At 69.9% G+C, this 26,900-nt stretch carries 2 protein-coding genes; both read right to left on the reverse strand.

What is annotated here, in order from left to right; translation table 11 throughout:
- Positions 1-25,800, reverse strand: a complete 25,800-nt coding sequence (locus tag NDW01_RS35080; protein ID WP_252828664.1) for a histidine-type phosphatase — start codon at positions 25,798-25,800, stop codon at positions 1-3.
- Between the two features lie 904 nt (positions 25,801-26,704).
- Positions 26,705-26,900, reverse strand: a 196-nt coding sequence (locus tag NDW01_RS35085; RefSeq protein WP_252828665.1) for an EsaB/YukD family protein, incomplete at its 5' end; no start/stop codon positions are given.

The raw sequence follows: 26,900 nt of genomic DNA on the forward strand, positions 1-26,900 counted from the left end.
TCACTCGACGACCGCCACCTCGACGCAGTGCTCGCTGCGACTTATGCTGCTCTTGCGCCAATCGATAGTGCCCACTACCTCGTCCCCGTGATCTCCCTGTTCAGATCTCGAGAGGTCCTCGGTGGTCTGAGGGCCGACCGACGGACCTGCGGCGGACGGCGTCGCGGGCGCCGTCAGTCGTTCCCCGGCGGCCCGTACGGCCTGCTCCGTCCACCGCGCCTGACCGGCGGAAGTGGTGTCGTGCCGGATGGCGCGCAGGTCGTCGAGCAACTGCTCGGCTTCGGCGGCCCATCCGCGCGCGTCTTCGAGACGCCCGGTGAGCAGCGCGATCGCCGCGTCGTGGTCGTCGAGCACTCCCTGGAGCCGGTCGCGTTCGGCCTCCAGAGGCGACATCAGGTCCCGTATCCGGGCCGGCGCGGTCGGGTCCGGATCGCCGTCCAGGACGAGGCGGACCCGCTCCGTCTCCAGGTCGCCGAGCCGGTCGGTGACGCGGGTGAGTTCGGCTCGTGCGCGGGCACGATCCCGTTCCACGGTGGCGTGCTCGGGTTCGAGCCGGGCGACCGCCTCCTGCCATCCGGCGACGGCCTCCAGTGCCCGGTCGAACAGGCCGGGCAACGACGGACGCACCGCGGCCAGGTGTGCGCGGCGTTCGGCGATCGCCGCCGTGACCGCCTGCGCGAAAGTCTGCCCGCGTTGCCAGGAGGTGCGGTAGAAGCCTGCCAGGTCGACCGGGTCGAAGCCGTGGGCCACCGCGAGACGCCGGAGGTCGTCGGTCCAGAGTCCGGCTCGCGTCGCCTGGTCGGCGGTCAGGACGGCGTCATCGAAGGTCGCAGGGTCGAAGGCGTAGACGCGCCCGGCCGGGTCCGCCCAGTGGCTGCGTACGGCGCCGTCGGGCTGATGAACGTCCAGCCGGAGGTGCGCGCCGAGTTCGTGTGCGACGTCCCGGGCGACGAACACCGGGTCCAGGGCGAACATCGCGGCTTCGGGCGGCAGCGCGGCCGGGGCGCCGGCCTTGTTGTCCCGGCGCAGCGCGTGGACCCGGTGGACCTCCGCGATGACGTCGGTGATCTCCTCCTCGACGGAGTGGAGCAGGCCGTCGGTCAGCCGGTCATCGGTCCTGGTGAGCCGTTCCTCGTACTGGCCGAGCATCACGAGAGCGCCGGGGTCGAGTTCGTAAGCCGAGCGCAGATCGGCCGTCATGGTCCGCACCGCCCACTCGAGCATCGCACGGTACTGCCGGGTCTGCGCCTCCGGACCGACGGTGAGCACGAGCGGGCGGTCGCCGCCGGCCTGTTCGCGGATCTGGGTGATCACGCTGTGGTGGGCGCGCGAGGCAGTGTAATCCTGGTACGCCGCGTCGGCCAGCAGCGCGGGCAGGTCGAAGCGGGGCGCGGTGTCCAGCCCCTGCCACGCCTGTGGGTCCACCCGCCTCCGCAGCACCTCTTCGGCCTGCTTCCGGTTCTCGGCCAGGTCGGCGAGCAGTTGCCGGTACTGGGCCTCGAAGATCTCCACGTACACGTCGCCGGTGACCGGGTCGCTGCGGAGCGGGCCGCCCGTGTTGTGGGCCTTGCGGAACAGGTGGTGCCGGGTCTTCTGCGCCTCCAGCCAGAACTGTCCGCGCATACGGACCAGCAGCGTCGAGCCGAGTTCCTTGGCGTGCTGCTCGCGGCGGTAGTTCACCGTGCCGGCGCTGTTCTGGTTCACCGACGTCACCCGGCTGCCCGCGTCGGTGGGTCCCCAGCTGCGGTCCGGATGCTGATGGTCGAGGGCACCGCTGCCGCCGACGGCGTAGTCAGCGGTGACCCGGGCCTGGTCGGAGCTGTTGTTCGCGGTGGTGCCGCTCTGGTGCTTGATGTACCGGCCGGTGCCGGTACCGCCGTCGGCCATCGGCCCGATGACCTGCGCGTCGAACAGATCACCCTGCAGCCACATCGTGGCGCGTTCGCTGGAGTGACCGGGGATGAACAGGTTGTCGGCCAGCTTGTACTTCTCGCCGCCGATCGCGTTCCGCAGATGGTTGGTCAGGTGCGACCGCGACAGCAGGGTCGGCAGCGACAGGCTGGACCGTGTTCCCGGGTCGTTAGCCTTGGCGCCGAGGGCCTTCTCGTACCAGTGCGGACCGAACATCGCGCCCAGCATCTTGCGTGCGGCCGGGAGCAGGTCGTCCAGCACGACGCCGGTGACGTAGGCGTTGCCGGGCAGCCTGCCCAGCGGGATGAGGTCACGGACGTTCTGCGGGCCGCGGAGCGTGCCCGCCTCCGCCAGCGCGTGCGGCACTTGGAGGTCCAGCGTGCCGGCCACCGTGGTCTGGGCCACCGCGCCGTGGCGGGTCCACGTGTCCAGCCCGGACAGCAGCAGGTTGTTCAGCGGCCGACCGGACATCTTCAGCCGCCGGACCGTGACCGTCAGCTCGTGGTCGAACCGCACCGCGTAGTGGTTCGCCCAGTCGTAGACGGTCTGCTCCGACACCGCGTTCTCCGCGCGGGTCGTGCCGCGGTGGTGCCCCACGGAGGTTCTCAGGTCGGCCGGGCCGCTGGCGTGCGCACCGCCGGAGGACAATTTTGCGAACATCCACGACTGCGAGCCGTCCCGGGACGTGGACGTGGACGTGGGAACGTAACCGTGGGAGTAGACCTCGATGCCGGTGTTCCACCGGTAGTCGTACACGTCCGGCCGGGAGGTCAGCACGTCGGTCAGGTTGACCTCGATCACGTCGGTCAGGAACCAGCCGACAGGGTTGACCAGGTAGAGGGAGTAGCCGTCCTTGGCCAGGAACTCCTCCCACATCGCCTGGTCGCGGCCCTCGGCCAGGATCGCCTGCAACGCGTCGACGGCGCCCTGCATCCGGCCGACGCGGCGGCCCTTGCCGTTCCAGATCTCCGCGCCGGCGGCCAGCAGGCCGGGGGCGACCCGCTCGATCTCATCCCGGACGATGTCGTAGGTGGTCCGCCCATCGGGATACTTCAGCTCGTAGATGCCCGAGTGGCCCAGGAACCGGCCGCCCGGATCGTCGCGGGTCAGGTACTCCGGCAGCTCCATCAAGTGGTACGGCCGCCGCGGGTTCCCCAGCTTCTGCCCGAACCTGTCGTTGAACCGGTCCCGGATCTCCAGCGAGGCGATCGGGGTCCCGCCGAGTGTGTGCAGCTCGGCGATGGCGCCGACCAGCGACGGGCGGTCGATCCTCACCCCGGCCGGCAGGTCCGGGACCTCCTCGTGCCAGCGCATCAGGGTCCGGGCCGCCACGTCGCCACTGAGCCGCAGCCTGCCGTTCCGCCAGTCGTTCAGCACCTCCGCGAGCCGCTGGTCGGTGAGCGGCGCGCGGCCCGCAGCGTACGCGACGACGTCCTCGGGCATCCGCGGGTGCAGGTACGGATCGTACGGATCGCGCAGGCTGTGCCCGAACGCCGCGTTGAACTGCTCCCTGACCTGCGCGTCCAGCACCGGAGCGGCACCCGTCGTGTGCATCCGCACCAGCGAGCGCCCCAATTTCCCCCGCGAGACCCGTACGTCCTTCGGCAGGCCGGGCGCCTCGCTCTTCCAGCGCATGAGGATCTTCGCCGCCAGGTCACCGCTCAGCTTGAGCTTGCCGGTGTGCCAGCGGAGCATCGCGTCCTTGAGCTGACCATTCGAAATCGGCAGGCGGCCCTGGGCGTACTGGGTCAGCGCCTCCGGCTCGGGCAGCAGGAACACCATGGTCCGGGGATCCATGTGCTCGGTGTGGTGCGCCGAACTGCCGGGAAGCAGCTTGGCGTGCTTTTCCCGGCGGCTGGAGACCGCGAAGTCCACCGTGGTCTCGAAGGAGTACACGCGGTTGAAGTTGAGCTGCAGGAGCTCCTTGCCGCCGGTGCGCCCGGAGGTCTGCGACCGATTGTGCTGCCAGTGCCGGTTCAGGTCGGTCTCACCGGTGAGGTTCGCGAGCCCGGCCGTGTCGCCGGCGGCGACGTCCAGCTGGTCCCAGCTCCAGCCGACCGAGCCGGAGTCGGTGAGGCTGCTCTGGCCCAGGAACAGCTTGATCAGGCCCAGCACGAACTTGTCACCGGTCGCGCCGGTGAACCTCGTCGGGCCCAGGTCGCCCCGGATGTCCATCGCACCGAACGTGTCGCGGAAGATGCCCGGCTCGAACGGACGGTCGGTGGTGTACTCGCGGTTCAGAATCTCCTTCAGATGCGCCCGCATCTCGATCGTGCTCGTGAAGGTGTCCCGCGCCGCAGACGCCGTACCGGCCGGATCGGTCATCCGCCCCAGCGCCGAGACCGCGTCCCGGACACCGGTGGTGTCCACGAAGTAGACGACACCCTGTTCCAGGACCCCGGCCGGCGTCGGCCCGTCCGTTACCGGGCCTTCCTCGGTGCCGAGCGGCAGCAGATACGCCAGAGCGGTCTGGTTCTCGACCTTGATCGGCTCCGGGTCGCGGACGCCCTTGCGAATCCTGCCCTGCACACCGGAGTGTTGGTACTCGACGGTGATCTCATAGTCGCTGGTCAGCGCGAACTCGTCGACCTTGCCGGGGTACTCCAGCAGCTCGGGACGGTTGTTGAGGAAGCCCACCGCGTCGGAGGCGCCGACGGTCCGCTGGAGCTCGACGCCCATCATCGCCGTCTTGAGCGCCTGGAAGAGCCCCTTGAGCTTGAGACCCCACGCGACCTGCCGCGAGTGGCTGACGGACGTACCCGCGCTGTCCATGCCCATCGCCAGGTTGACCGTATGGAACTCGTCCGTACTGCGCTTGAACTCCGGCGGGTGCTCGGGGTTCTTCCGCGCCTTGATGGTGACCTTCGCCGAATCGACGTCCCAGTCCACGCCCATGCCACCGCGGCGCTTGCGGAGCGTGAAGGTCATGCCGTCCTGGTGGATCTGGTCATAGTGGGAGTCCAGGCCACGGCTGGAGACCATCTTGTCGAACAGCTCTTCGTTGTCGACCAGGCTGTCGAGCTTGTTGCCGTGCCCGTACCACGTGTACCCCGCGAACGGGTCGGCCCCGTCCGCGGGCAGGAACCCGGTCCCGGACAACTCGGCCGTGAGCACGTTCCGGACCCGCTCGACGGTCTCCTCGGCCACCATGACCAGACCCATCCCGACGCCCTTGCCCTCGGCCACGTAGTGCGGCACGGGTTTGGTGTCCGGGTCCTTCGGGCCCCGGCCGGTGCCCCGGATCGCGTCCGGCTCGTACGGCACGGTGCCGCCCTGGGCCGGCGGGTTCTTCAGCGCCTTCCGGTCGACCGACAGACCGTGCTCGTACGCGGCCGCCTCCGGCACCCGGACCAGTGCCCTGCCGGGGACCGGGCCGGTCGTCCTCGGCGCCCGCTCGCCCTCGTCACCGCGGACGCTGACCGTCGCCCGATGCGTGAACGACATGGCGTACGCGTTGGTGTGCGAGGTGTCGCGCGGCACCAGCACGTGCAGACCGGTCCGCCCCGCCGAGATCCCGTCGGCGTTCGACGAGCCGTAGCGCAGGTAGGTGGCGATGCCCAGGCCGGCCCTTTTCAGCCTCCGGAGCGGTGCCCCCAGGTCGACCTCGACGTTCGGGAACGTCAGACCGCTGCTGTTGCCGATGTTGTGGCCGCCGCTCCAGCCGTCGATGGCGGTCCGCACGTTCTCGATGTGTGACTTGTCGCTGCTCGCACCGACCCGCGGGGCATCGGCCAGCCGCTCGGACTTCACCGCCACCGCCGCCACCGGCCGCCCGTACCTGTTGTGCAGCCAGAACCGGTACCCGCGAGCGGTGTTGACCGCCGCGTCCAGGTGCATGTCCAGGTTCCACAGCTCCTGCAGCAACTCCTGACGGATCGAGCTGCCCATCGGCAGCTTCAACCCGCTCTCCCGCAAGATCGCCGCGATCTCATCGAACAGCCGCGGGAGGTTCGTCAGGCCGGAGGCCGAGAAGTACGACGGCAGCTTCTTGACCTTGACCGCCTCACCGGTCGCGATCACCTGGTCCGACGGGGCCTTCTCCAGATAGTGATCCGGAATCCAGAGGAACAGGCGCTCGTCGGTCGGGTCGTCCAGCCGCTGGACGGGCGTCTGCGCCCAGGTCTTCTCCGGGTCCGTACGCACCTTGAACGACCACTTCGCCGTGTAGGCGATCAGCTTGTGAGCGGTGCGGTTGTCCTCGACGTGACCGCCCTCGGCATCGGCGATGTGCGTGTCGGACCGGTTCGACTGGTTGGCCGTACCGGAAAGCGAACCGCCGAACCGCAGGGTCACACCCGGCGCCAAGGGGACACCGAAGTTCAACGAGAGCGCGCCACGGGTCGCACCCAGCTGCCCGCTCTGCGACTGGGCGTGCGCGCCGGTCGCGAACACCGAGTTGATGGTGCCGACCGCCTGGTGCTCCCCCTCCACCGGAGGCAGGGTGGACGGCGTGAGCGTGGCCCCGGCCGGGTTCTGTTCCTCGTGCGGATCGGTGGCATCGAGGGTGAACAGCACCTCGGCATTCCCGATCGGCACCTGCAGACCGCTGTCGCCGGTCTCTCCGGCCGCGTCGTGCATGCCGAGGTACCGGTAATTCGACAGCAACCGGTGCGTCAGCAGGGCCAGCTCGTTCTCGGTGAACTTCACCCCCGCGTCGTCCAGCGCCTCCCGGACCCGCCGCAGCAGCGCCGGCATCTGCGGCAGGCCCACACGCGGCACGCCGATCGAACGGATCATCGGATCCGCGTCGATCAGCGTCGCCCCCTCCTCCGGCGGAGCGGATGCCTCCGGCGGAACAGACGGCTCCGGCAGCCCGGGCAGTTCCAGCGGCTGCTCCCCGCCTTCCGGCGTCGCGGAGGTGAACGAGGCCGGCTCAGGGCTCGGCTCCGCGTCCGAGACGAGGCCGTCGCGGCGCCCCCGGCCGAACAGCGCCGGGACGATCGGCTCGCCCTCCACCGGGCCCAGGGGGGAGAACACACGGAACCACTCGTCCCCGGGACTCGATCCCGACGCGGTGTCACCTGAGCGACGCGAGGTCACGTCACCGGTGACGGGATCGAACTCCACCCGATGCGGAGTGGCCACGACCGGTCGGTCCAACACGCGCGACAACGGCTGGGCCACACCCGCGCCACCGTTCATCAGCAGGTACGGGCTCAGGCCCGGCGCCAGCTGGGTGATCACCGCCGCCGTCGCCTCCACCGTGACCTCGTGCTCGCCGGCCATCACCCGGCCGTCCCGCACGGTCCCGAAGACCGACACGCTCCCCTCGGGCAGCGCGCCGGCCAGACCCCTCATCCTGGCGATGAGCGGCTCCGGCCCGGCCTCCTCCGGTGCTCCGGGCAGCAGGACCGCCACCGGACGGCCGTCGACATCGACCACGCGCGTCTGCTCGAGCACGTCCTCGATCGGCATGCGCCGCGACGCCGTCGCCGCCGGAGCCGTCGTCGTCACACCATCGTCGCGCCGGCTTTGCAGACCCTGCGTGGGCGACTGCCCGACCTCGGGCCGGGGGGCGAGCTCGAGCTCGGAGTCGAGTTCGGTTTCGGTCAGTTCGTCGGCGAAGCGGACCTTTTTGGGAACTCGCGTCTGCGTCCCGGCCGGGTCGGCGGGCCGCGACGGGTTGTCCGCGACCAGACTCCGCGCGAGGTCCTCCCCGGCCTGTTCTCCGGAACGGGCGATCTCGGCGGCGACCAGGAGCCGCCACTCGCGCGGTGCCCGGGCCCGGGGCTGCCCGGTCCGCGGCCGGGTGATCGCCTCACGGATGATGCCGTCCGTCTGGCCCAGCAGTCCTTCCAGCCGAGTAGGGGACAGCAGACCCAGCGTCGTACGGGCCCGCGCCGGATCGTGCCGGGCGGCGTTCGCGAGGCCGGTCACGACACCGGCCTCGGCCCCGGATTCCGGCAGGCGCGGCAGGCCGATCAGGTCGGCCGCCAGATCCTGGGCGGCACGGTGACCGGCCCACGGTATCTCCGCCGCCGTCAGCAACCAGACCATCTTCAGCCTGCGGGCCCGCCCCCGCGCGCCGGCAGGTGACGGAGCGACGCCGGTCAGCTGCCGGACGATCAGCCGAGCCTCGTCGAGGATCTGCGCGTAATGCTCCTCGGAGTCGTTCCGCAGGTGCTCCAGCGTGGTCCGGGCGACATCCACTCGTGCGCGGTCGATGGGAACGCGCGGCACCAGCGGTTCTTCCAGCTCGTGCATCAGCCGCCGCGCCAGGCCCTCGCCGGCCGCCCGGCCCGCACGGGCCAGCTCGGCCGCCACCAGCAGACCCGCCCGATCCACCCGCGACACCGGACCACCCGAATCGACGACCGCCGGCACCTGACCGCTCAGATCACCGAAAAGCACACTCGCCTCGGCCATCACCTGAGCCCGGCGTTCCTCCGGCAACCTGTCCAGCCGCGCACGAGCACGCCCGAGATCCATCCGGGACGCTGCCAGGACCTCAGGCGGCACGGGGATGGTGTCCGGATACTCCGTCGCACGCACCTGGGCGGCCAGACCACGCGCCAGACGCCGCGCCAGGCCCTCGCCGGCCGCCCGGCCCGCACGGGCCAGCTCGGCCGCCACCAGCAGACCCGCCCGATCCACCCGCGACACCGGACCACCCGAATCGACGACCGCCGGCACTCGACCGCTCAGATCACCGAAAAGCACACTCGCCTCGGCCATCACCTCAGCGCGGCGTTCGTCCGACAGCGCGTCCAACGTCGCACGGGCACGGTCGACGGCGGTCCAGGCCCCCAGCCGGCGCGTACGCGGCGCCGGGACGGCGTTCGCGGTGTTCGACGGGCGTGCGGCGCCCCGGCTCACCTCGACGGCGGGCCCGGAAGCGGCCTGTGCCTCCGCGGACGCCGACCCCTCTGACGTCTCGGATTCGTCCGCGGTCTCCGCGTCCGTGGACGTGACCGTTGCCGGCTCGCGCCTGGCCCGCTCCTCTGCGGCCTGCGCACGGATCTCCTTGCTCGAGCCCGCGATATCCGCACGCCCGCCCAGCCGCCGTCCCGGACCGGCGAACGGATCCGTCACGGGCTGTGCCTCGGCCTCGGCCTCTGCCTGAGAGCCGGCGATCTCGCTGAGCGTGACGATGCGCCCGGATTCCGCGCCGATGAGCCGTCCGTGCCGCCACGGTGTCGGGGCGACCTCGACGGCCTCGCGCGGGAAGCCTTCGCTGGTGGGCAGGAACCGCAGGCTGCGGAAGCTCCCCGGCAGGTACGCCTCCCCGCCCCTCTGCCCGTCCAGGAAGACGACGCCGTTCTCGTCGTGGACGACATTGAAGACGTGGTCGACGTCGGTGCCGTGCACGCCGACCAGGACCATGCCGCGCGCGCCCCGCCCGGCCGCGTGCATCGCGTCGTGGATCGCCTGGTAGCCGAGCACGTCGAGCGGGTCGCCCTTGCCGTAGTTGGCGAGGTGTTCGTACGGCGAAGCGGCGTCCGGCGGCACCTGGTAGTACGGAAGGGCTTCGGGGTCCTCGCCCGGCTGCAGCAGTGCCTCTTCCAGGGTGAGATCCACGCCGATCCCCGCCAGCAGGCAGTTCGTCAGGAAGTCGCCGCCCTTGGCGTAGAAGGGGTTGATCTTCGACAGCCACGGATACGCCCGCCTGGTCGCCTCCTCCCCGAGCCTGGGCGGTGACCACCGCGAGACGGTCGTCCCCTCCCCCGCCCTCAGGTGAGGCGGCGCCAGGGCGCCGAGCAGTTGCGGATCGTCGGTCAGGTCGCGCGGCCGGAAGGTCACGTCGGCCCATTCGAGCAGGTCGGCCACCTCGGTCTGCAGCACCGCCTCCGGCACCGCGTGCGCGGGGTCGTCACCGAGCCCGGCCATGCGCCACGCCACGAGCGTCTCGTACAGGTCCCGTGGCCGCCGGGCGATCACCGCGCGGAGGAACAGCGCGCGGTCCTCGGGCCCGAAGCCGAGATTCCGGTAGGACCGGAACACCCACTCCAAACGGTCGTTCGGTCTGCGGCCCACCTCGTAGCCGCGCGCGATCTTCTCGTCCAGCCAATCGTCGGAACGGAGACGAGAACGGAGCGGTCGCTCACCCCAGAGCGAGCCGAGTCCCTTCTCCTGCGCCTGCACCGCCCGGAAGAACGCGGTGAAGTGCTCCTCCGGCGACCACGGCGAGTCCTCGCCGAGGATGCGCTCCAGCGTGACCGCCGGCTCCTTCTCCCACCCGCTCAGGAAGCTTCGCGCGGCCTCGTCGGCGGGCACGTGCTGGGCGATGGTCGTGTACAGGCGGTGGTTGGCCCGGCGGACGACGTCGGCCAGGCGCGGGTCGAGACCGAGCGCGCGAGAGAAGGCGTCCTCGTAGGTTCGGCGTCTGGTGATCCAGCGCCGCTCTTCGTAGACGTCGCCGTAGCGGACGGGTGCGTCGGCAGGGCGGACGCCGACCGCGTGCGGAGGTTCGGCCGCCGGTCGCGTCTCGGCGGCCGGCGTGACGCGAGGCGCCACCGTCCACGACGGCCACTCCGGCGGCGGAGCGGGCCGTGATCCACCGGCCGTACCCGAGGTTGTCTGCGCGGAGGCGGTCGCCGGTGTCTGTTCCGCCGCGGCACCGGCCGGGCCGGGGAAGAGACGTGAGACGAGCTCCGGCCGGGAGTCGCCGAGCACCTCGCGCACCAGCCGGCCGAGCTCGGGGTAACGGCTCAGGGACCCGGACTCGGGGCTGGGGCCGGTCAGCTCGGTCTCCAGGCGCCGCGCCGCGGTCCGGGCCGGGTTCTCGTCCGCGCGCGACTGCTCCAGGATCCGTGCGGCGCGGCGGGCGTAGGTGAGCTCGTCCATCGCACGGGCGTGCTCGACCAGGTCGTCGATCTGGTCCTGGACCCTCGCGTCGAGGCTCCGCAGGGACTCGACGCGATCCAGCAACCCCGCGTGTTCGGCTCCCGTGATGGCCGCCACGGTGCGGCCGATCGGGTGCTGGGTTCCGTTGTCGAAGTACCACGTCGACGGCGCCTTGCCGAACTCGTCCAGCGCCGCCGCGTGCACCTGCTCGACCGTGCCGGCCAGGAAGAGGTTCCGGGCGTCGGCCGGATCGACTCCGATGGCCGTGAGCCACTCGCCCGGCGTCAGCGGCCCACGCCCCAGCGCGGTGTCGACGACAAGCCAGCCCGGCCGCCCGTCGGCGTCACGGGCCCACACCACCGGAGCGGTGTGATGGAGCCACTCGACCAGCGTGGGTTCGAGCGAGCCCGGCATGTTGCCCGAAAGCAGGCCCAGCTCCGGCTGCGCCCGCTCGGCGACGATCTTGCCCACGGGTGCGCCCCACTGCAGGAGCCGCAACACCATCAGGTGGGCCCGCAGGTCACCGCCGTTGTAGTGGTACTCGATGGGCAGGCGGAGGGCACCGTGCTCGGGGTGGTGGAAGCGCAGCTCGGTCAGCAGGTCGTACCAGCGGCTCGCTTCCGCGTACGAGACCGGTTCCGGGCGGACCTCACCGAAGAGGCCGTCGGCGGAGGTCGGCAGCACCTCGCTCCAGCGGTGCGACGGGTCGGTGCCGTACTGGCGCTCCCAGAGCGCGTTCAGGTGATCGACGAGCGACCCGCCGTACTGCTCCTCGTACGCGTCCTCGACAGCCCACATGCGGCGTGGGTCCCCGTCGAGGAGGCGCAACCGCGCGAAGACCTCCTCCGCGTCGGCCTCTCCCGCGATCGCATCGCGCAGCCCGTGGGTGAAGGCGAGGACCTCCGCCAGGGCCGACGCCTCTCGCGCGTAGACCGCGATCGGGCCGGGCGGCGGCGGGCCGGTGGTCGCCTCCCGCGATCCGCCGAGGTACCGGCGGACGTCCGCGGCGAGGGCCGGGGTGGCCCGCCCGCCGGCGACCGCGCCGTTCACCGCCTCCTCCAGCGACGTCCCGGTCCTCGCCTGGAACGCGATCTGGAACGTCTCCGCCGTACGCCCGTCGGCGAGCGACGCGCGGAACCGGAGTTGCCGGAGCACCTCGGCGTGGTTCACCGGGGCCTCGGCCAGCAGCGCGGCGATCCGGCCCGCGTACTCTGCCTCCTCCGGTCCGGCGAGGAGACCGGGCTCGGCCGTCGCGCCGGGTCCCGTGCCGTCCAGGCCCCAACTCGCTCCGGTGAGGTGGATCTGCGCGATCACCTCACCCGCGGCGCGCATCCCGTTCACCCGCTGCCACGGGGCCAGCGCCGCGTACCGCTCGGGCAGTCGCGCCCGCAGCGTCGCGGCCCGATTCCCATCGGTCGGCACACCGGCGCCCCGCAGCACCCCGCGCACGCCACTCCACAGGTCGTCCAGCTCGCTCCGGTTCAACGCCGCCGCCGGCGTCTCCACGCCGACCGTGTCGTCGTCCATCCCGGTCCGCTGCGCCTCATCGGACGGCGCGGGCAGGATCCGCAGATCATCCTCCGGCCGACCGGTGACGGTGCCGCGTACCGCCTCGGTCGCCGAGCGCTCGTCCAGGTGCGTGCCGGCCCCGGCGTCCCGCGCGCGGACCGTCGTACGTCCGTAGCTGCGCAACAACTCGTCCAGGTCGTAGAACATGCTGTTCTCCGACACCGGCCTGGCGCCCTGCCCGAAGGGGGTCTCCTTCTCGTTGTGGAGCATTCGCACGAGGTACGTGCTGCCGTTCTGGAACACGTCCCACTGGATGTTCGCTGCCATCGGGGACACGGATTCGCCCCGCCAGGGGTTGTCGGCGGAGGTGTCCGGCGACGCGAGGGTCGCCGACTTCTCACTGCCCGGCAGGCCCAGGAGAACGGCGAACGGAATGATCGCCTCCGCGTGGGCGAAGCGCAGTGCGGCACCTAGGTCGCTGGTCCCCGCCCGCTTGGCCTCGATGTTCGCGAAGAAGTCGTCGAGCAGGACATTCGCCATCTTGTACGTGATGTCGCTGTCCCCGAAGCCCGGTCCCTTCCGGTAGAAGGTCTTCGCGTCGCTCAGGTAGGCGAACCAGGACGCGTCATCCGCAGTGACGTAACGCTCCAGGCCCCAGGCCCCCTCATGGCTCATCAACGGCGCGAAGCTGCGGAGCCGGTACACGGCATGGGCCGCCTCGACGCCGGTGCCGATACGGGCACCGATCGAAGCGAAATCTCCGGCGAAGATCCGATCCACGAAGGCCGGGGTGAAGATCTTCAGCAGTACGCTGCGGGCCGCGTCCTGGATGGCCGGCTGCTGCTCGATCTCCTGAAGCTTGGCCGCGAGGCGCTCGTCGCCCGCGAGGTAGCTCCGGTACTCGGCACCGCCCGCGGCCATGTGGAAGTGGAGCAGGTCGGGGTCGGGCCTGGCCGGGCCGATGAGGGGCTGCAGAGCCGGATCGTGGGCGGCGAGAGCGGCGGTGAAGGCGTTGCCGCTCTCGACCGCCCGGCCCTTGCCCGAGTTGACGACGTCGATCCGCTCGGAATTCTCGGCGATCTTCGTGAACAGCCCGGGAAGGCGCTCGCGCATCCGCGCCGCGGCGTCCCGCAATTCCTGCCTGCCCCGGCCGCTGAGGTTGCCATATCCGACCTGCGTGAACGCGTCGCGCAGCGACCGTACCTGCGGGCCGAACGCCGCGCCGTCCCGGGTAAGGGCGCCTTCGCCGGCGGCCACCTCCCACAGCCCCAGGATCTGGTCCCCGTAGTCGCCTCTGGTCTCGGCGCGCGAGCCATGGCGAAAGACGCTCTGGGTGAACACCGGCGTGAAACCCGGTGGCGGCTGCTCATACGTCCGAAGATCCTGCTGTGGCACGTACGGGGTCTTCGTGGCATAGCCGCCGGGCGACTCGGCGGTGCTCGTGACCGGGTATCGGCTGATCGAGCCGTCGTCCTTGGGGATAAGCAGCTCGACCGGGACGCCGGTCTGGGTGGTCAGCCGCCGCGCCGCCGTGGTGGCCGACGTCAGGTGCTCGGTCTTGGTCCAGAACCGCAGTGTCCGGTCGCGCAGCGCGCTCGCCCCGCCGGCCTGCTGGAGGATGTGTGCGGTGTCCTCGGGCGGGAGGGTGCCGTTCTGGGCCCACTCGGCGGGAAGCCGGTCGTCGTCCAGCGGAGGCGGCTCGACGTCCAGGGCCCGGTCGTCGATCAGACGCCGTACCACGGGGGCCGGGAGCATGCCGAAGAAGCCGTCCGGGACGGTGACGACGACGTGGTGACGGTGCGGGCCCGTGATGTGGTACTCGGCGTCGAAGACGTAGTAGTCGAAGTCGCCGTCGCGCTGCCGGTTGGACTCGGTGTAGTCGCCGGTGGAGTTCTTCTGGACACGAACGTTCTCGCGGCCCCGGTCGCGCGACGCCCCGGGGTCGATCAAGGACTGTTCCGCGCCCTCCTGCACCGGCTTGCCGAACCTGTGGCCGAGGTCGAACTCCAGACCGCGGGTCAAGCCGCCGCTCACCTCGGTCTCGCACTCCGGCTCCTCGGCCTCCTCGGGGAAGTTGAGCGCGGTGTACCCGCCGCGGTGCACCCAGCGTCCCCGGGTGGGCACCAGTTGAACGGTCAGGTCCTCGCCGTTCAGCAGTGGCGGGCGGAACGCGGCGCGCAGGAGTGGATCGATGTTGGCCTTGAGGTTCTCCTCGGAGAGGGCGAGGTCCGCGGTGAGACCGTCCTGCCGGGTCGGCTCGAAGTCATCGACGATCGGCGGGATACCGCCTGCCACCGCGTCCTGGTCGATCCGGCGCCCGGGGATCGCGGCGGCCGGAGCCCACAGCGGCAGCTGGTCGGCGCCGGGCATCGACAGCGCCTGTACGTGCTCGGCGAGCGCTTCGGCGAGCGGAGAGACGGGCGGAGCCGGCGCGCGCGTGATGGCCGCCCGCACCGGCCCGGCCGGAACGGCCGCAGCCGGAACGGCCGCAGCCGGAACGGCCGATGGGGCGGTGGTGGTCAGATGGGTGGGCACGAGGACCGTCGCCCGGCCGGGGACCTCGGTCGTCGCGGCCGATGGGCGGGTCGGCGGGAACACGCGCTGCCACAGGCGCCGGCTTTCCCCGTGAGTGAGGACCTCCACGAGGCTCGGTGCGAGCCCGATGAGCCGCCCGGCACGGCGGAAGAGCTCGTTCGAGGAGTAGCGGTGGAAGACCTCCACGCGGAAGGTGCCGGTGTGGGTGAACTCCTGGGAGGTGTCCTTGGCGGTGGCGCGGCGGATGTCGCGTGCGACCCTGGTCGCCCCGACCGTTGCCTTGCGGCTGCGTGCGTACTCGATGGTGCCGCCACCGGCCGGTCGGAAGCCCTTCGGCGCGGTGGCCCACCGCCCATGGAAGAAAGCACCTCCCTGGTAGGCGCGGCCGCGGCTGCGGCCCTTGCCGCTCTGCACGAAGCCCTGCCCGCCCGTGGTCACCCTGACGTCGGGCCGGGGCCGCTCATAGGTGAGTGACTCCTCCTCGAACGTCACCCGGATGCCGGTGTGCAGCGTGCCTTCCATCTGCGCGGGGATCTTCAGGTACTCCCAGAGGCTGCGCTCACGCCACAACGTCGCGGGGCTCTTGAAGATCTGGTGGATCGCGGCCCTGCGCGCGGTCGGGAACTGGGCGCGGACGGCGTCCTCGGAGAAGACCGTCTCCACCGCGCGCAGCATCTCCGGTTCGAGGTCGCCACCGAGGAGGTTCGCGATGACGTCGACGAGGTCTTCGGCGGTGACCTTCTCGACATACGCGGCCGCCATGGCGAGGTCCGGATGGACATGGCGGCGTTCGTCCTGCTTGACCGGGACATCGCTGCGGACGGAGATGCCGTGGTCGACCGCGCGAACATGGGGGACGAGGAACTCGAACCCTCCGGAGATCTTCACGTGCCGCATGGCGCGGTAGGAGACTCGCGGGGCGGAGCCCCAGCGTGCGGCCCGGCGCCAGCCCTTACGGCGCCCGTCGCGCCAGCGCCGGTACTCCATCGTGTACACCGGCTCGGCGCGGAACTGCTCGCTGTCCCCTGAGTACGTGCCCAGGTTCAGATCCAAGGCACCGCCTTGATCGCCCTGGTGCTCACCCCGGGATATCTCGCCGCTGCCGCTGACGCCGGCCGATAGCTGGTTGCTCGTCTTCTGGCTGGTCGTCCGGCCGCCTTCCGCCTGTTCCGCCTTGGGGATCCCCAGGCGGATGACCCCGCCGGGGCCGCCGCCGGCCTCGATGGAGTTCTCGGTGCCGTGCTCCTCGGCGAAACGGGGGTCCGTCTCGGTGTACTGCTCCAGGGTGGCGCCGTTGACGGTCTTCTCGTAGCGGACGTTGAAGGTACGGATCCGGATCCGTAGTTCCTGCTTCCAGCCGTCCTTGGTCGGTGGCAGCGGGATCGCCAGGCCGCGCTTACGCAGCATGGCCGGGGTCTGGGCCTCCATGAACGTCTGCGTGCCGCTACGCAGGATCCGCTGCGCCACGCCGTACCGGCGGCCGGACGGCACGATCTTGGCGAGCACCTGCTGGAACGGATCGGCCTTCGTCCCGACCCACGACGTCTTGTTGTGCGCCGCCACCAGCTGCGCGAGGTTCGTCGATATCTCCGCCAGGCCGGACAGGGTGACCCGGATACCGGACATGCCCTGCTCGTTCAGGTCGAACTCGGTACCCATCTGCGGGCCGGGCGAGCCGGCCAGCCGCTTGATGCCGTCCTCGTCCAGCGGGCCTCTCGCCACGGTGGCCTCGCCGAAGGCGGCCACGTCGTCGGCGGGGACCGGCTTGTCCGGCAGATACTCGTCCGAGACGGTCACCGCCGTCCAGTACCGGTCGCCGGAGAATCCTCGGACCTGGGCCGATACGACGCCTTCGGACGACCGGCGGGTGGTGACGGCCAGCGTGTAGACGGCTTCGTACTCGAAACGAGTGACGTCGCCGGAGGTCTTGTCCCGGCGGTACTCCTTGACGCCGGTGCTGTCGATGACCTTGTGCGCCCAGCCGCGCTTGCCGGAGAGGCTGAGAACGTCCAGGTCGATGCTGAACAGATTCTTCAGCTTGAGCCGGAACCGGATGTTGAAGCCGCCCGCGACGGACAGCCCTTTCTCCTCCTCGACGTCCAGCGACGCGACGTCCTTGCGCTGGGAATCCAGGGTGACGTCGCTTTCGGCGACCGGGTCCCGGCGCAGGGCCCGCAACTCCCCGTCCAGCGAGGCGGTGAAGATGTAACCGCCGGCCTCCACCTCGTGGCTCACGCCGACATCGATCAGACCCGGGTACTCGCCCCGCAGCCCCGGAACACCGAACTTCATGGCCAGCGCCCGCGCCAGGTGCTGGCGTTCGTCCGCCGAGAGCCTGACCCCGGCCGCGCGCATCTGATGCGCCAGGGCCTTCGTCACCTGCGGGTACATCTCTTCCAGGCCGGGCGTCTCCCGCACGATGCCCTTGCCCAGTCCCTTCCGGGCGGCCAGCGCGAGCGGCTCACGCGGATGCACCACGTGATGCCAGGGCCGCAGACCCGCGCGGACCCTGCCGTACTCATCGACGACGAACCGCTTCTCCGGCTCCCCGACGTTCTCCTCCCCGCCTCCCAGCCGCCGACCGTCCGCGGCTATCACCGGGATCCGCGTCGCCATCATCAGCCGCACGGCCTGGATCACCGGGTCCGCGCTCTTCACCGTGGATTCCGCGGAGTTCTCCAGCCGCTGCCGCAACGCCTCGGTGAGCTGAATCTGCGGTATCCCGCCGTCCTTCAAGAAACGGGCGATGGAGCCCATGCCGGCCGCACGCAGCGGCCGCTCCAGGGGTTCGTGCCAGGGGCGGGCATCCACCACCGCCAAGGGCGACGTCGCCGCCGGGTTGGGCACCCATCCCCGCGGCTCCCGCACACCGCCCGGCTGCTCGTGCATGAAGAGAGCACCGCTGATCCGGGCCTGATCGTCCAGCACATAACGCCACGGTGCCGCGCCCGGCCCCTCGGCGCGCGAAACAAGAGTCGACCGGTCGGCGTCCATCAGCACCCAGGTGACGTTGTCGTGGCCGAACAGGATCCGCCACGCCTCCGACGACAGCTCGGGCACCAGGGCGTCGTACAGCTCACCGGGTATCGCGATCTCGACGGGCCGCTGGTCGGCCAGCCGGCGCAGGTCCTCCACGTCCCGTACGCCATTCTCACCGAACGGCTCGGGCGGGGCCGTACTACCGGCGAACCTGGACATCAGCCGCGATACGAACCCGGTCCGGGGCCCGGCCGGCAGCTCCGGCGCCACCGCCGACCGCGCGACCGGCGCCTCGAACTCCTCGGCCGTCACCAGCCCGGAGCCGGTGAGTACTCCGCCGAGAGCCCGGCGCTCGAACTCCTTGGCGTGCCCGCGGCCGATGCCCAACTCCCCCACCACCGGCACGGTGAAGGTCGCGTCGCCCAGGTTGGACTTGATGGCGACCGTGAACCGGTACTCGGTCCGGTAACGGACCAGACGGTCCTTCCGCATGACCGCGATCTTGGCCTGCCCCTCGCGGCCGACCGTGTACCCGTGGCCACGGGAGGACCCCACCTTCGGTACATCGACGGTCGGCGTGGTCAGGTGCTCGCCGAGCTCGATCCCCAGCGCGACCCCCGGAGTGACGCTCGCACCACTGTCGTGTGTCTCACCGTCCCGGCTGAGCGCCGTGTCCGCGATGTCGTTACGGAGCAACACCGGATCATCGGTGGTCGTGACATAACGCACCGTGTGCGGCTGCCCGCCGATCTCCAGATGCCCCTGGAACTCCGAAAGGCGGGGCACCCTCTTGGCGAGTTCGCCCGTCACCTTCCCGGCGAGATCACTCGCGGCCCTCCCCGCGAGTTCGGCCGTCACCTTCTTCCCGAAGACCCACTGCACCTTCTTCGCCAGCACCCCCGACACCCAGCTGTCGGTCAGCCACCACTGACTACGATCCTTGATCGTCTTCTCGTTGAAGTACTCCTCGGCCGCGTCCTGAACGATCACGTCGGCGTCCTCGGCCGAAAGACCGACCTCGTTCACCAGCGTCTCGGCCAGCCCGACCAGCAGTTCCTCGGGCAATGCCGCGTTGACCGCGTAGTCCAGCCCGTGCAGAACCCCGGGATCCACCACCCGCACGATCGGATGCCCGCCATCTTCGACCGTCGCCGTCATCGCCGGCGCCTCCGCCCGGGAGGAGTACACCTGCGGGTAGGCCAGCCGTGCCGTACCCGGCAGTGCCACACTCGGCCGGAACTCACGATTCACAGTGGCCTGGATCCGGATCCGGGCAGAGTAGAGGTGCGTGGCATTGGCAATGACCCGGTTCCCCGACTGCACCTCCATCGCGATGCTTCGCCCGGAGGAGTACCCGCGCTCCACCGTGATCTTCCCCGTCGGCCCCGCATGCGACAACGCGGCCTGCGTCCCCCCCTGCACCGCCAGGAAGAAGATCGGCTCGAGCCTGCCGCTCCTCGCCGACCGCACATGATGCGAACTGCCCTCAGAGAACGACGTGTCGCCGTACTTGCTGAAGTACTCCTGGTAGCCCGGATCGACCTGCGTGTCGGCCGGCGGCTCATAGCCCAATTCCTTGGCGGAGAACGTGAGCTTGACCCGTACGCCCTTGACGACGATCAGCTTGCCGTGACGCAGCAGCTTCTCCCAGGCCCTGGGATCACTGTCGGTCAACAGCGCAAGGATCTCCTTGCGCACCGAGTCCGCGACCGGCGAGTCCAACCCTGCGGTCACCGAGCTGATCCAATCGTCGACCGGCTCGGCGGCCTTGCCCCCCGGCACCGACCTGGCGACCACGTCCTCCACCGATGACACGTGCCCGTCACCGAGCCCGCCCTTCGCCGCGTACCAGGGCGGCTGCGGCTGGGAGTCACGGGCGGGCTTCGCGACGTCGGTCTCCTCGTCCCCGCCCGGCGCGAGCGAGGCGGGGTGCGACGGGATCTCGTCCCGCTGCCCGAGCACCTTATAGACGGGCGTGGCCGCCACCGTCTCGGCATCGCCACCGTTTGCCGCGGTGACGTCGGTGGCGGAGCTTCGCGACCCGTCCGCGTCCCGCGGGTGGTCGAGTAGATTGCCGGTCGCGTCAACCACCGACTCGAACATCTCCAGATACCGTTGCGGCATCGGCTGCGACGGATCGAACGGGCCTCCCACCATGATGCCGTCGTCGCGCTTGATCCCTGGCAGGGGCCGTGAAGCCAGAGCCCGCCGGAACAGCGCCAGCGCGTCTTCGCCCTCGTCCGGCAGCCCCAGGTAGTGCAGCAGCTCGTGCAACAGGAGGACAAGGTAGTCGCGCAGTCCCACATTTCGAGCGTCCGGACGCCGCACCGTGGGATCCGGAGCATCGGCCGCCCGGCCCGGCCACACGCGGACGGCCTCACCGTGGTCAGGGTCGACGACCAGCCTCACCGCCGCGAACATCTGGTCTTTCGACACCGGAAGCTCATAGCCCTGGTTCACGTACTGGTCGAGCAACCGGTTCAGCGACTTCTGCAGTGTCGCGACGTCTTTCGCGGTGACGCCGGGCATCGGCTTTACCGGCAACATCATGACGTGGTTACGGACCCAGGTACCGTTCTTCGCCTGGATCCGCTGCACGTTCACCCGGACCAGCGTCTCCCAGCCCGATGCGAGCCCGGACTTGGCCGACGTGAAGAAATCGATTTTCGGGTCGAAACGCTGTGTTTCCACCTTCACCACCGGCGCCACCGACAGCTGGTCGAGCCAGTCCGCGCTCGCCGGCCGTCCGACCTTCGTGCCCGGCACCGCGACGGTGACCGCTTCTCCCTCGGGGCCGGGCCAGGCGGCAGACACGGCCGAATCGAACGCGTAGACGTCAGCCGCCGGAACGCCGGAGGCGGGCCGCAGATCCTGCGGCGCGTTCGGCGCCGAGTGGACCGATCCCCCCGCGAGAGCAGGGGCATCTGCCGTCACGGGACCGGACCACGCCGGCGCTCCGAACTCGATCACGGCATTACGCATCTGACCGGCTTCGATCAGTTCCTCAATCGACGTCTCCTGCATGAATCCATCGCCGAAAGGATTCTCCGTAGTACGAGGAAGTCGCGCGGGATGGAACCACATGCTGAGCACCATTTGCCGCCCGTAGGCATCACGAGTGCCCAAACTGAGCACCACATGACCAGCCACGCCATTGATAAAGATCACGTGGCCGACCGGAATATCCGGCCCGCCGATCCCTCTCACCGGGTCGATCACATACCGAGTCAATTCTCCCGTATACATGCCACGCATCAAGGAGCGCCCGTAAACCACGGAAGGCGACGAAGCAAAGTGACCGTATCCGTCATTCACGTCTGGCAGCCTGTCCACAGGAGGCAAGACGTAGGAATTTTCAACCTCGTCAAAACGACGATACCTATGATGTTCGTTGACGGCATCGAGGGCAGCACGCTCAAAGAGCCGCTGGATCCACGCCTTGTCGACGACCCCCGCACGGTAGGCAGAAAAAAGTACTGCGTCCGCACAGTTCATGACGCTGTATTCGCCAGGCTCAGGCCCTCTTCCGTGCAGCCATAGCGCCATGTCATTCGGGTGACCCAGATACGTACGCTCGGCCAATGCCCAGTTCATATTGGGGTTGGGCCCGCTGCTCCCGCGCCACCGTAGCCCCCCGAGCATCCGGCGACCCGCCTGAACCACCGCCAACGTGCGGGCGACCGTACCCATCCAGCGATCCCCGGCTCTGGCGAGCGTGATGGGGTGACCGAACGGATCACCGACCGTGTAGATGGTCCCACCGGCCCCGATGACGTGAATGTGAAGTCGGAAGACCAGCCCCGCCAAAATCGGCGCGATCTCACCTGCGACGTCGTCAGAGGCCCCCATCGCCCGCAAGCCGCCGGAAATCGCACGCCAATCGACGTAAACAGTTCGTGAGAGTTGCGCGATCAGTTGTTCCCGCTCACCCGCCGACGGGCGCCGGCGGCCAAAATACTCATTCGCCTGCTCCTCGGCGAGGAACCGTCGGATCGTCGGCTCCACGACCGGAACGAGGTAAGGCTGCGGCGATTGGAGGTCGATTTCCAGAGCGTCGGCCAGCCGGTCACGGACCTGTTGCCCGGTCGCGGCTCCTGCCAACATGGCCGGGTCAGCCGTGACCACCAGTGCATCCATCATGTCGCCGTCCGGCTGCACGTCCCGCAACACCAGACCCCGCTGAGCGGCGGCGGCATGGTAAGCAGCCAGACGGTCAGCGCCCCGTTCTCGACCCCGGCTTCCACGGAACCGGTCGAACAGACGAGACGACCTCGGCGCGAGCGGGGCGGGGTGCGGCGGAATCTCGTCCCTTCGCCCGAGCACCCGATACACCGGCGAGGCCGCCACCACCTCCGCAGCGCCGCCACGCTGTTCGACGACACCGGTCGCGGCGCTCCGCGACACGACCGCGCCCCTCTGATGGTCGAGCAGGTTCGCGGTCGCGTCGACCACCGACTCGAAGATCCGCAGATACCGCTGCGGCATCGGCTGCGATGGGTCGAACGGGCCGCCCGCCATGATCCCATCGGTCTTGATCGCCGATAGAGTCCGCCCGGCCAGCGCCCGCCGGAACAGCGCCAGCGGATCCTTGTTCTCGTCCGGCAACCCCGCCCAGTGCAGCAGCTCATGCAGCAGCACGGCGAGGAAGTCACGCAGGCCGATGTTCCGCGCGTTCGGCCCCTGCACTCTTGGATCCGGAGAATCGACGGCCCGGCCCGGCCACACCTGGACGGCCTCACCGTGCTGGGGATCGACGACCAGCTTCACCGCCATGAACAGCTGATCCTTCGACTCCGGAAGCTCATAGCCCTGGTTCACGTACTGGTCGAGCAGCCCGTTCAGCGACTTCTGCAGTGCCGCGACGTCCTTCGCGGTGACGCCGGGCATCGGCTTGACCGGCAGCACGATCACGTGGTTACGGACCCAGGTACCGTTCTGCGCCTGAATCCGCTGGACGTTCATCCGGACCAGCGTCTCCCATCCCGACGCAAGCCCAGACTCGGACGACGCGAGGAAATCGATCTCCGGGTCGAAACGCTGTGTCTCGACCTTCACCACCGGCGCCACCGACAGCCGATCCAGCCAGTCCGCGCTCGCCGGCCGACCGACCTTCGCTCCTGGCACCGCGACGGGCTCTGCCACTTCCTCGGGGCCGGACCAAGCAGCGGGCACGGGCCAGGCCGGCGCCACCGACTCGATCCTCACATCCGAATCGAAGTTCTCGAGCAGCAGATCCGCCAAGGGGACTTTCTGCAGGAAGTTGGGCCATGTATTGATGTGATAATCCGCTGGCCTCCCGGACTCCTCCTCATAATAAGATTCCGCTGATTCACCCAGCGGCGGGTGTTCCCAATGGCTCAGAACTTCCTGACGACCCCGCGCATCACGCGTTTTGGAAGCGAGCGCGACATGGTTCTGTCCATCGATGAGTATCAGATGACCCGGCGGGATTTCGGGATCTACCAGGCCGGTTTCCGGGTCGAATCGGTGTTGCCGGATGGACGACTGGTCGCCGATACGCTCGAAAATTGTCCGGTGGTAAACATCGTGGCCGCCCTCTACCGCGAAGTCCTCACCGAGCCCGTATTCGAGCGTGTCGAAGTATGCGGCCTCCGCTGCCCGGGCCGCCTGCTGGTGAATTTCCTGCAGCCATGCTTTATCGACGGCACCAGACCAATACGCGGTAAATAGAATTGCTTCCCAGCAATTCAGTGTGCTTTCCGACGTCGGCGCCGAACCGTTACCACGAAGCCACCGACCGAAATCATTGGTCACCCCCTTCCCGGTCTCTTCGGAGATGCGCCAACCGTCGTCTACTTCGGGTTTCGAAGACCCTCTCCACCAGTAGAAGCCGACCGATCCCTCCGTGGCCAGCAGCACCCGGTGAGTCCAGCGCATGACCTTGGCCGGATCGAACGCATAGACCTGCGCCGCCGGAACGCTCGACGCCGGCCGCAGATCCGTCGGCGCCTTCGACGCGGGATGGCGCTCGGACGCCGGGGACCGGCCGTCCGACTCCGACCAGACCGGCTCCATCTCCAGGACACGGTGCGACCGATCCCGCACGTTCGCCGGATCGAACGGGACATCCGGCTCTCCCAGGCGGGCATAGCGCACCTGGCCGCTCCCGGCCGACCAGCCGGCACCCTGTCCCTCGCCGCCGACCGTCGTCCCCGGGAGCGCCCGGAACCACGCCGTCCCTGGCAGGACGACCATCTCGCCGTCGTCCTCCATGGCGCCGCCCGGCGGGCCGAAGACCTCGACATTGGACAGGCCCGCCAGGCCCTGGGACGGCATCTCGACATCCTCGGCGTCCTGACCGCCGCTGGCCGGGATGTAGACCGCCTCACCTTCTCCCAGCGCGGCGGCCAGCTTCGCACCCCAGGCGACCAGCGACGCGGGAGTGTCCTCGAAAGCACGGGTGAGCACCAGCGGCGTCCCGGGCGACCAGCCGAGGTGACGCAGGATCGCGATGGACTCCGCGGTCTCGAGTGGTCTGCTCCCTCCGAAACCGAAGGCGTGCGGGACGTACGGCCGCCGGTTGACGGTGACCATCATGACGAAGGCACCCCCGCCGGGGACCATGGCGCGCAACCGATCCGCCAGCTCGGCCTCCCCGCGGTCGGCCACGCCCTCGGAGGAACGGAACAGCGCGGCGCCGGGCAACCGCGTCACGAAGACACTGCCCAAGGACGCCAGCCCCTCCAGGCCGGGGACCGAGGCCGGGTCCAGCAGACCGGTGGAGGCGTCATCGGCCTGCCGGGCACCGCGACCGCCGAACCACGCGGTCACCGCGTACCGCGCCATTGCCTGCTCACGATCCTCCGGCCGCCGGAAGATCGTGTCCACCAGGCTCCGCACCGGCTCGCTCACCTCGGGCGCGTCCGGTTCGAAGACCGTCACCGCACCCGGCCCGTCCGCGGCGCGGTGTACGCCCTGCACCACACCGGCGCGCGCGCCGACCTCCTCGTGATCGGGCGGCTGCCAGAGCGGGTCGTCGGCCAGCCGCAGCGCCGCGTGGACGAGACCCAACGACAGCTTCACGTTCTGCTGGATCTCGCCTTCGTCCAGGCTTCCGTTCAGGTGCCGGAACTCCACGTGATCCGTGGCCTTGCCCTGGACCCGCTCGAAGCTGAGCGCGTCATCGCGGACCCCGCTCGGGGTGGCCCAGACCGCGACGTACCCGGTGTGCTGCGCGGAAAGGGGCCTGGCATATTCCAGGCCCGAGTGAGCATCGGCGCGCGGATTCATCGCCAACCGGAACAGTTCATCCTGATAGCCGGCGAACAGCGTTCGCAACGCCTCGTACGGCCTGACATCGGTACCGAACTGCCGGGTGCCCACATGCACGTGCGCGGCCGTCCGCTTCGAGACCTGACCGCCGTGCCGACGGATGACGTCCAAGACGGTCCGCAGGTCCTGCCAGGTCTGAGCGGTGTCCCGCAGGATCGGCGAGACCAGCTCGCCGTCCACCGTGGGATCCTTCTCCAGGCGCCACCAGTCCCGCGCCTCGGCATAGCCCAGGTCCACCACCTCGTGGTACCCGCCGATCTCCGTCTGACGGGTCAGCCCCGCCGCCCGCAGATCGGCCACAATCCCCGTGTACGCCGCCTGCCGCTCCGCGTCCGTCAGGCTCGGGGGAAGATCGAATTCGATCTCCACTCCGAACGTCAGACCACCCCGCGCCGGATCCGCCAGTCCCCCGGTCGCGTCCTCCAACAGGTACGGCACAGGGGGCTCGCCCCGCGCCACCCGTTCGCCGACCTGCCGCACCACCCGCTCGAGCATCTCCGGGGTCGTCGCCGGCGCATTCCCCATCGCCGCCCACCAGGCCCGCGCATGCTCCCGTACCGCCGAAGCCGGAACCTCCACCGAGGAGACGCCGCCGATACCGGGAACCGGCATCCCCTCCGGCAGCCGGCTCTGGATCGCCCGATGCAGCGTCGCGTCGGCCTCCACGACGGGTGGCTCAGTGCTCTCGGCTCTCAGATCCGACGGCACGGGCGGGGCAGCGTGGCCTGACGGCTCCTCCTGGGCGAGCTGGAGCGACTCCAACGCCGCCGCCCGCTCCGACGTCGACATCTCCGTAAGAGCGAGCGGCCGACCCTGCGCATCAAGAGAGAACACATGAGCACCGACCGGCGGAGAGCCTCCCCGCGTGCCGAACCGCTCAGTGAGCCAGTCGCTCACCTTCTTGGTACCGGCCGTAATCGTGTAGCCGGCGTTCTCGTGCTGATTAGGATCGACCAGCACAAGACCCGCATCACCGCTGTGATAAACCACGATCCCGTGACTCATCCAGCCACGACGATCGAACCAGACATGAGCGTGCGCACCAGGCTCCGCCCGCACCAGAGAAACAACAAGATCTTCCCACGCGGTCACACTCGGCCATCGCGCTTCCGGCAACGGTGTCGAAGACCACCGAGCCGACAAACCAGTGAGCACCGACCAGGAATACCCATTCGGTCCAGCCGGCAGGCCCACATCGCCGGGCCGAGACTCGTCAGCCCTCCTGGCCTCCTCGGCGACCGCAGCGGCATGGTCCTCGATCTGCCGCGCCGACAACACACCGCCCGCGGCGGACCGTCTGCCGACCACATCACCGGACCGGCCGGGCACCTCCCCACCGACCGCCTCATCCACAACCGGCACGACACGGGTGTGCATCACGGCAGGGAACGCCGTCAGGCGGGCCATTTCCCCCCGCCAGGTGTTCATTCCTGACGCCGGCACCGATCCAGCGACGCCCTGGCCCCCGACCGCACCACTGGTGGGCCGCGAAATGACCGGCCCCCGGGTCCCGTCCTCGAGCTCCAGCGTGATCATCCCATTGGCATGGCGCCGCCCCCGCGTGACCTGTACACACGCCGCCCCAGCACCGGTCCTACCGTGGCCGGCCGTACTGTGCCGCGACGAGCGCCACCCGATTCGCCCGCCCTCCGCCGGTGCGCCGGCCACGATCGACATGGCTTGCCAGACCTTCTCAAGCCGCCCGGCGGCTTCGGTGCTCGCGCACCACCGGCTTCTCGAATTCGTGTGCCGTCACGTCGCCCAGGTAGAGCACCTGGCCGTCGACGATGCCCAGTTGGTTCAGCGAGCGCTCGGGCGCGTACGGCTCGCCGGTGGGCAGGGCCAGCGACCAGGCGGCCGGCATGACGTCGGCCTCTGGCTGGGCGCAC

The sequence above is a fragment of the Actinoallomurus soli genome, from assembly GCF_024055715.1.
Classification (GTDB): domain Bacteria; phylum Actinomycetota; class Actinomycetes; order Streptosporangiales; family Streptosporangiaceae; genus Actinoallomurus; species Actinoallomurus soli.

Coding starts and splice junctions, on each gene's coding strand:
- NDW01_RS35080 (WP_252828664.1), bottom strand. CDS start 25,800: ATGTCGACGTCGGAGCGGGCGGCGGCGTTGGAGTCGCTCCAGCTCGCC.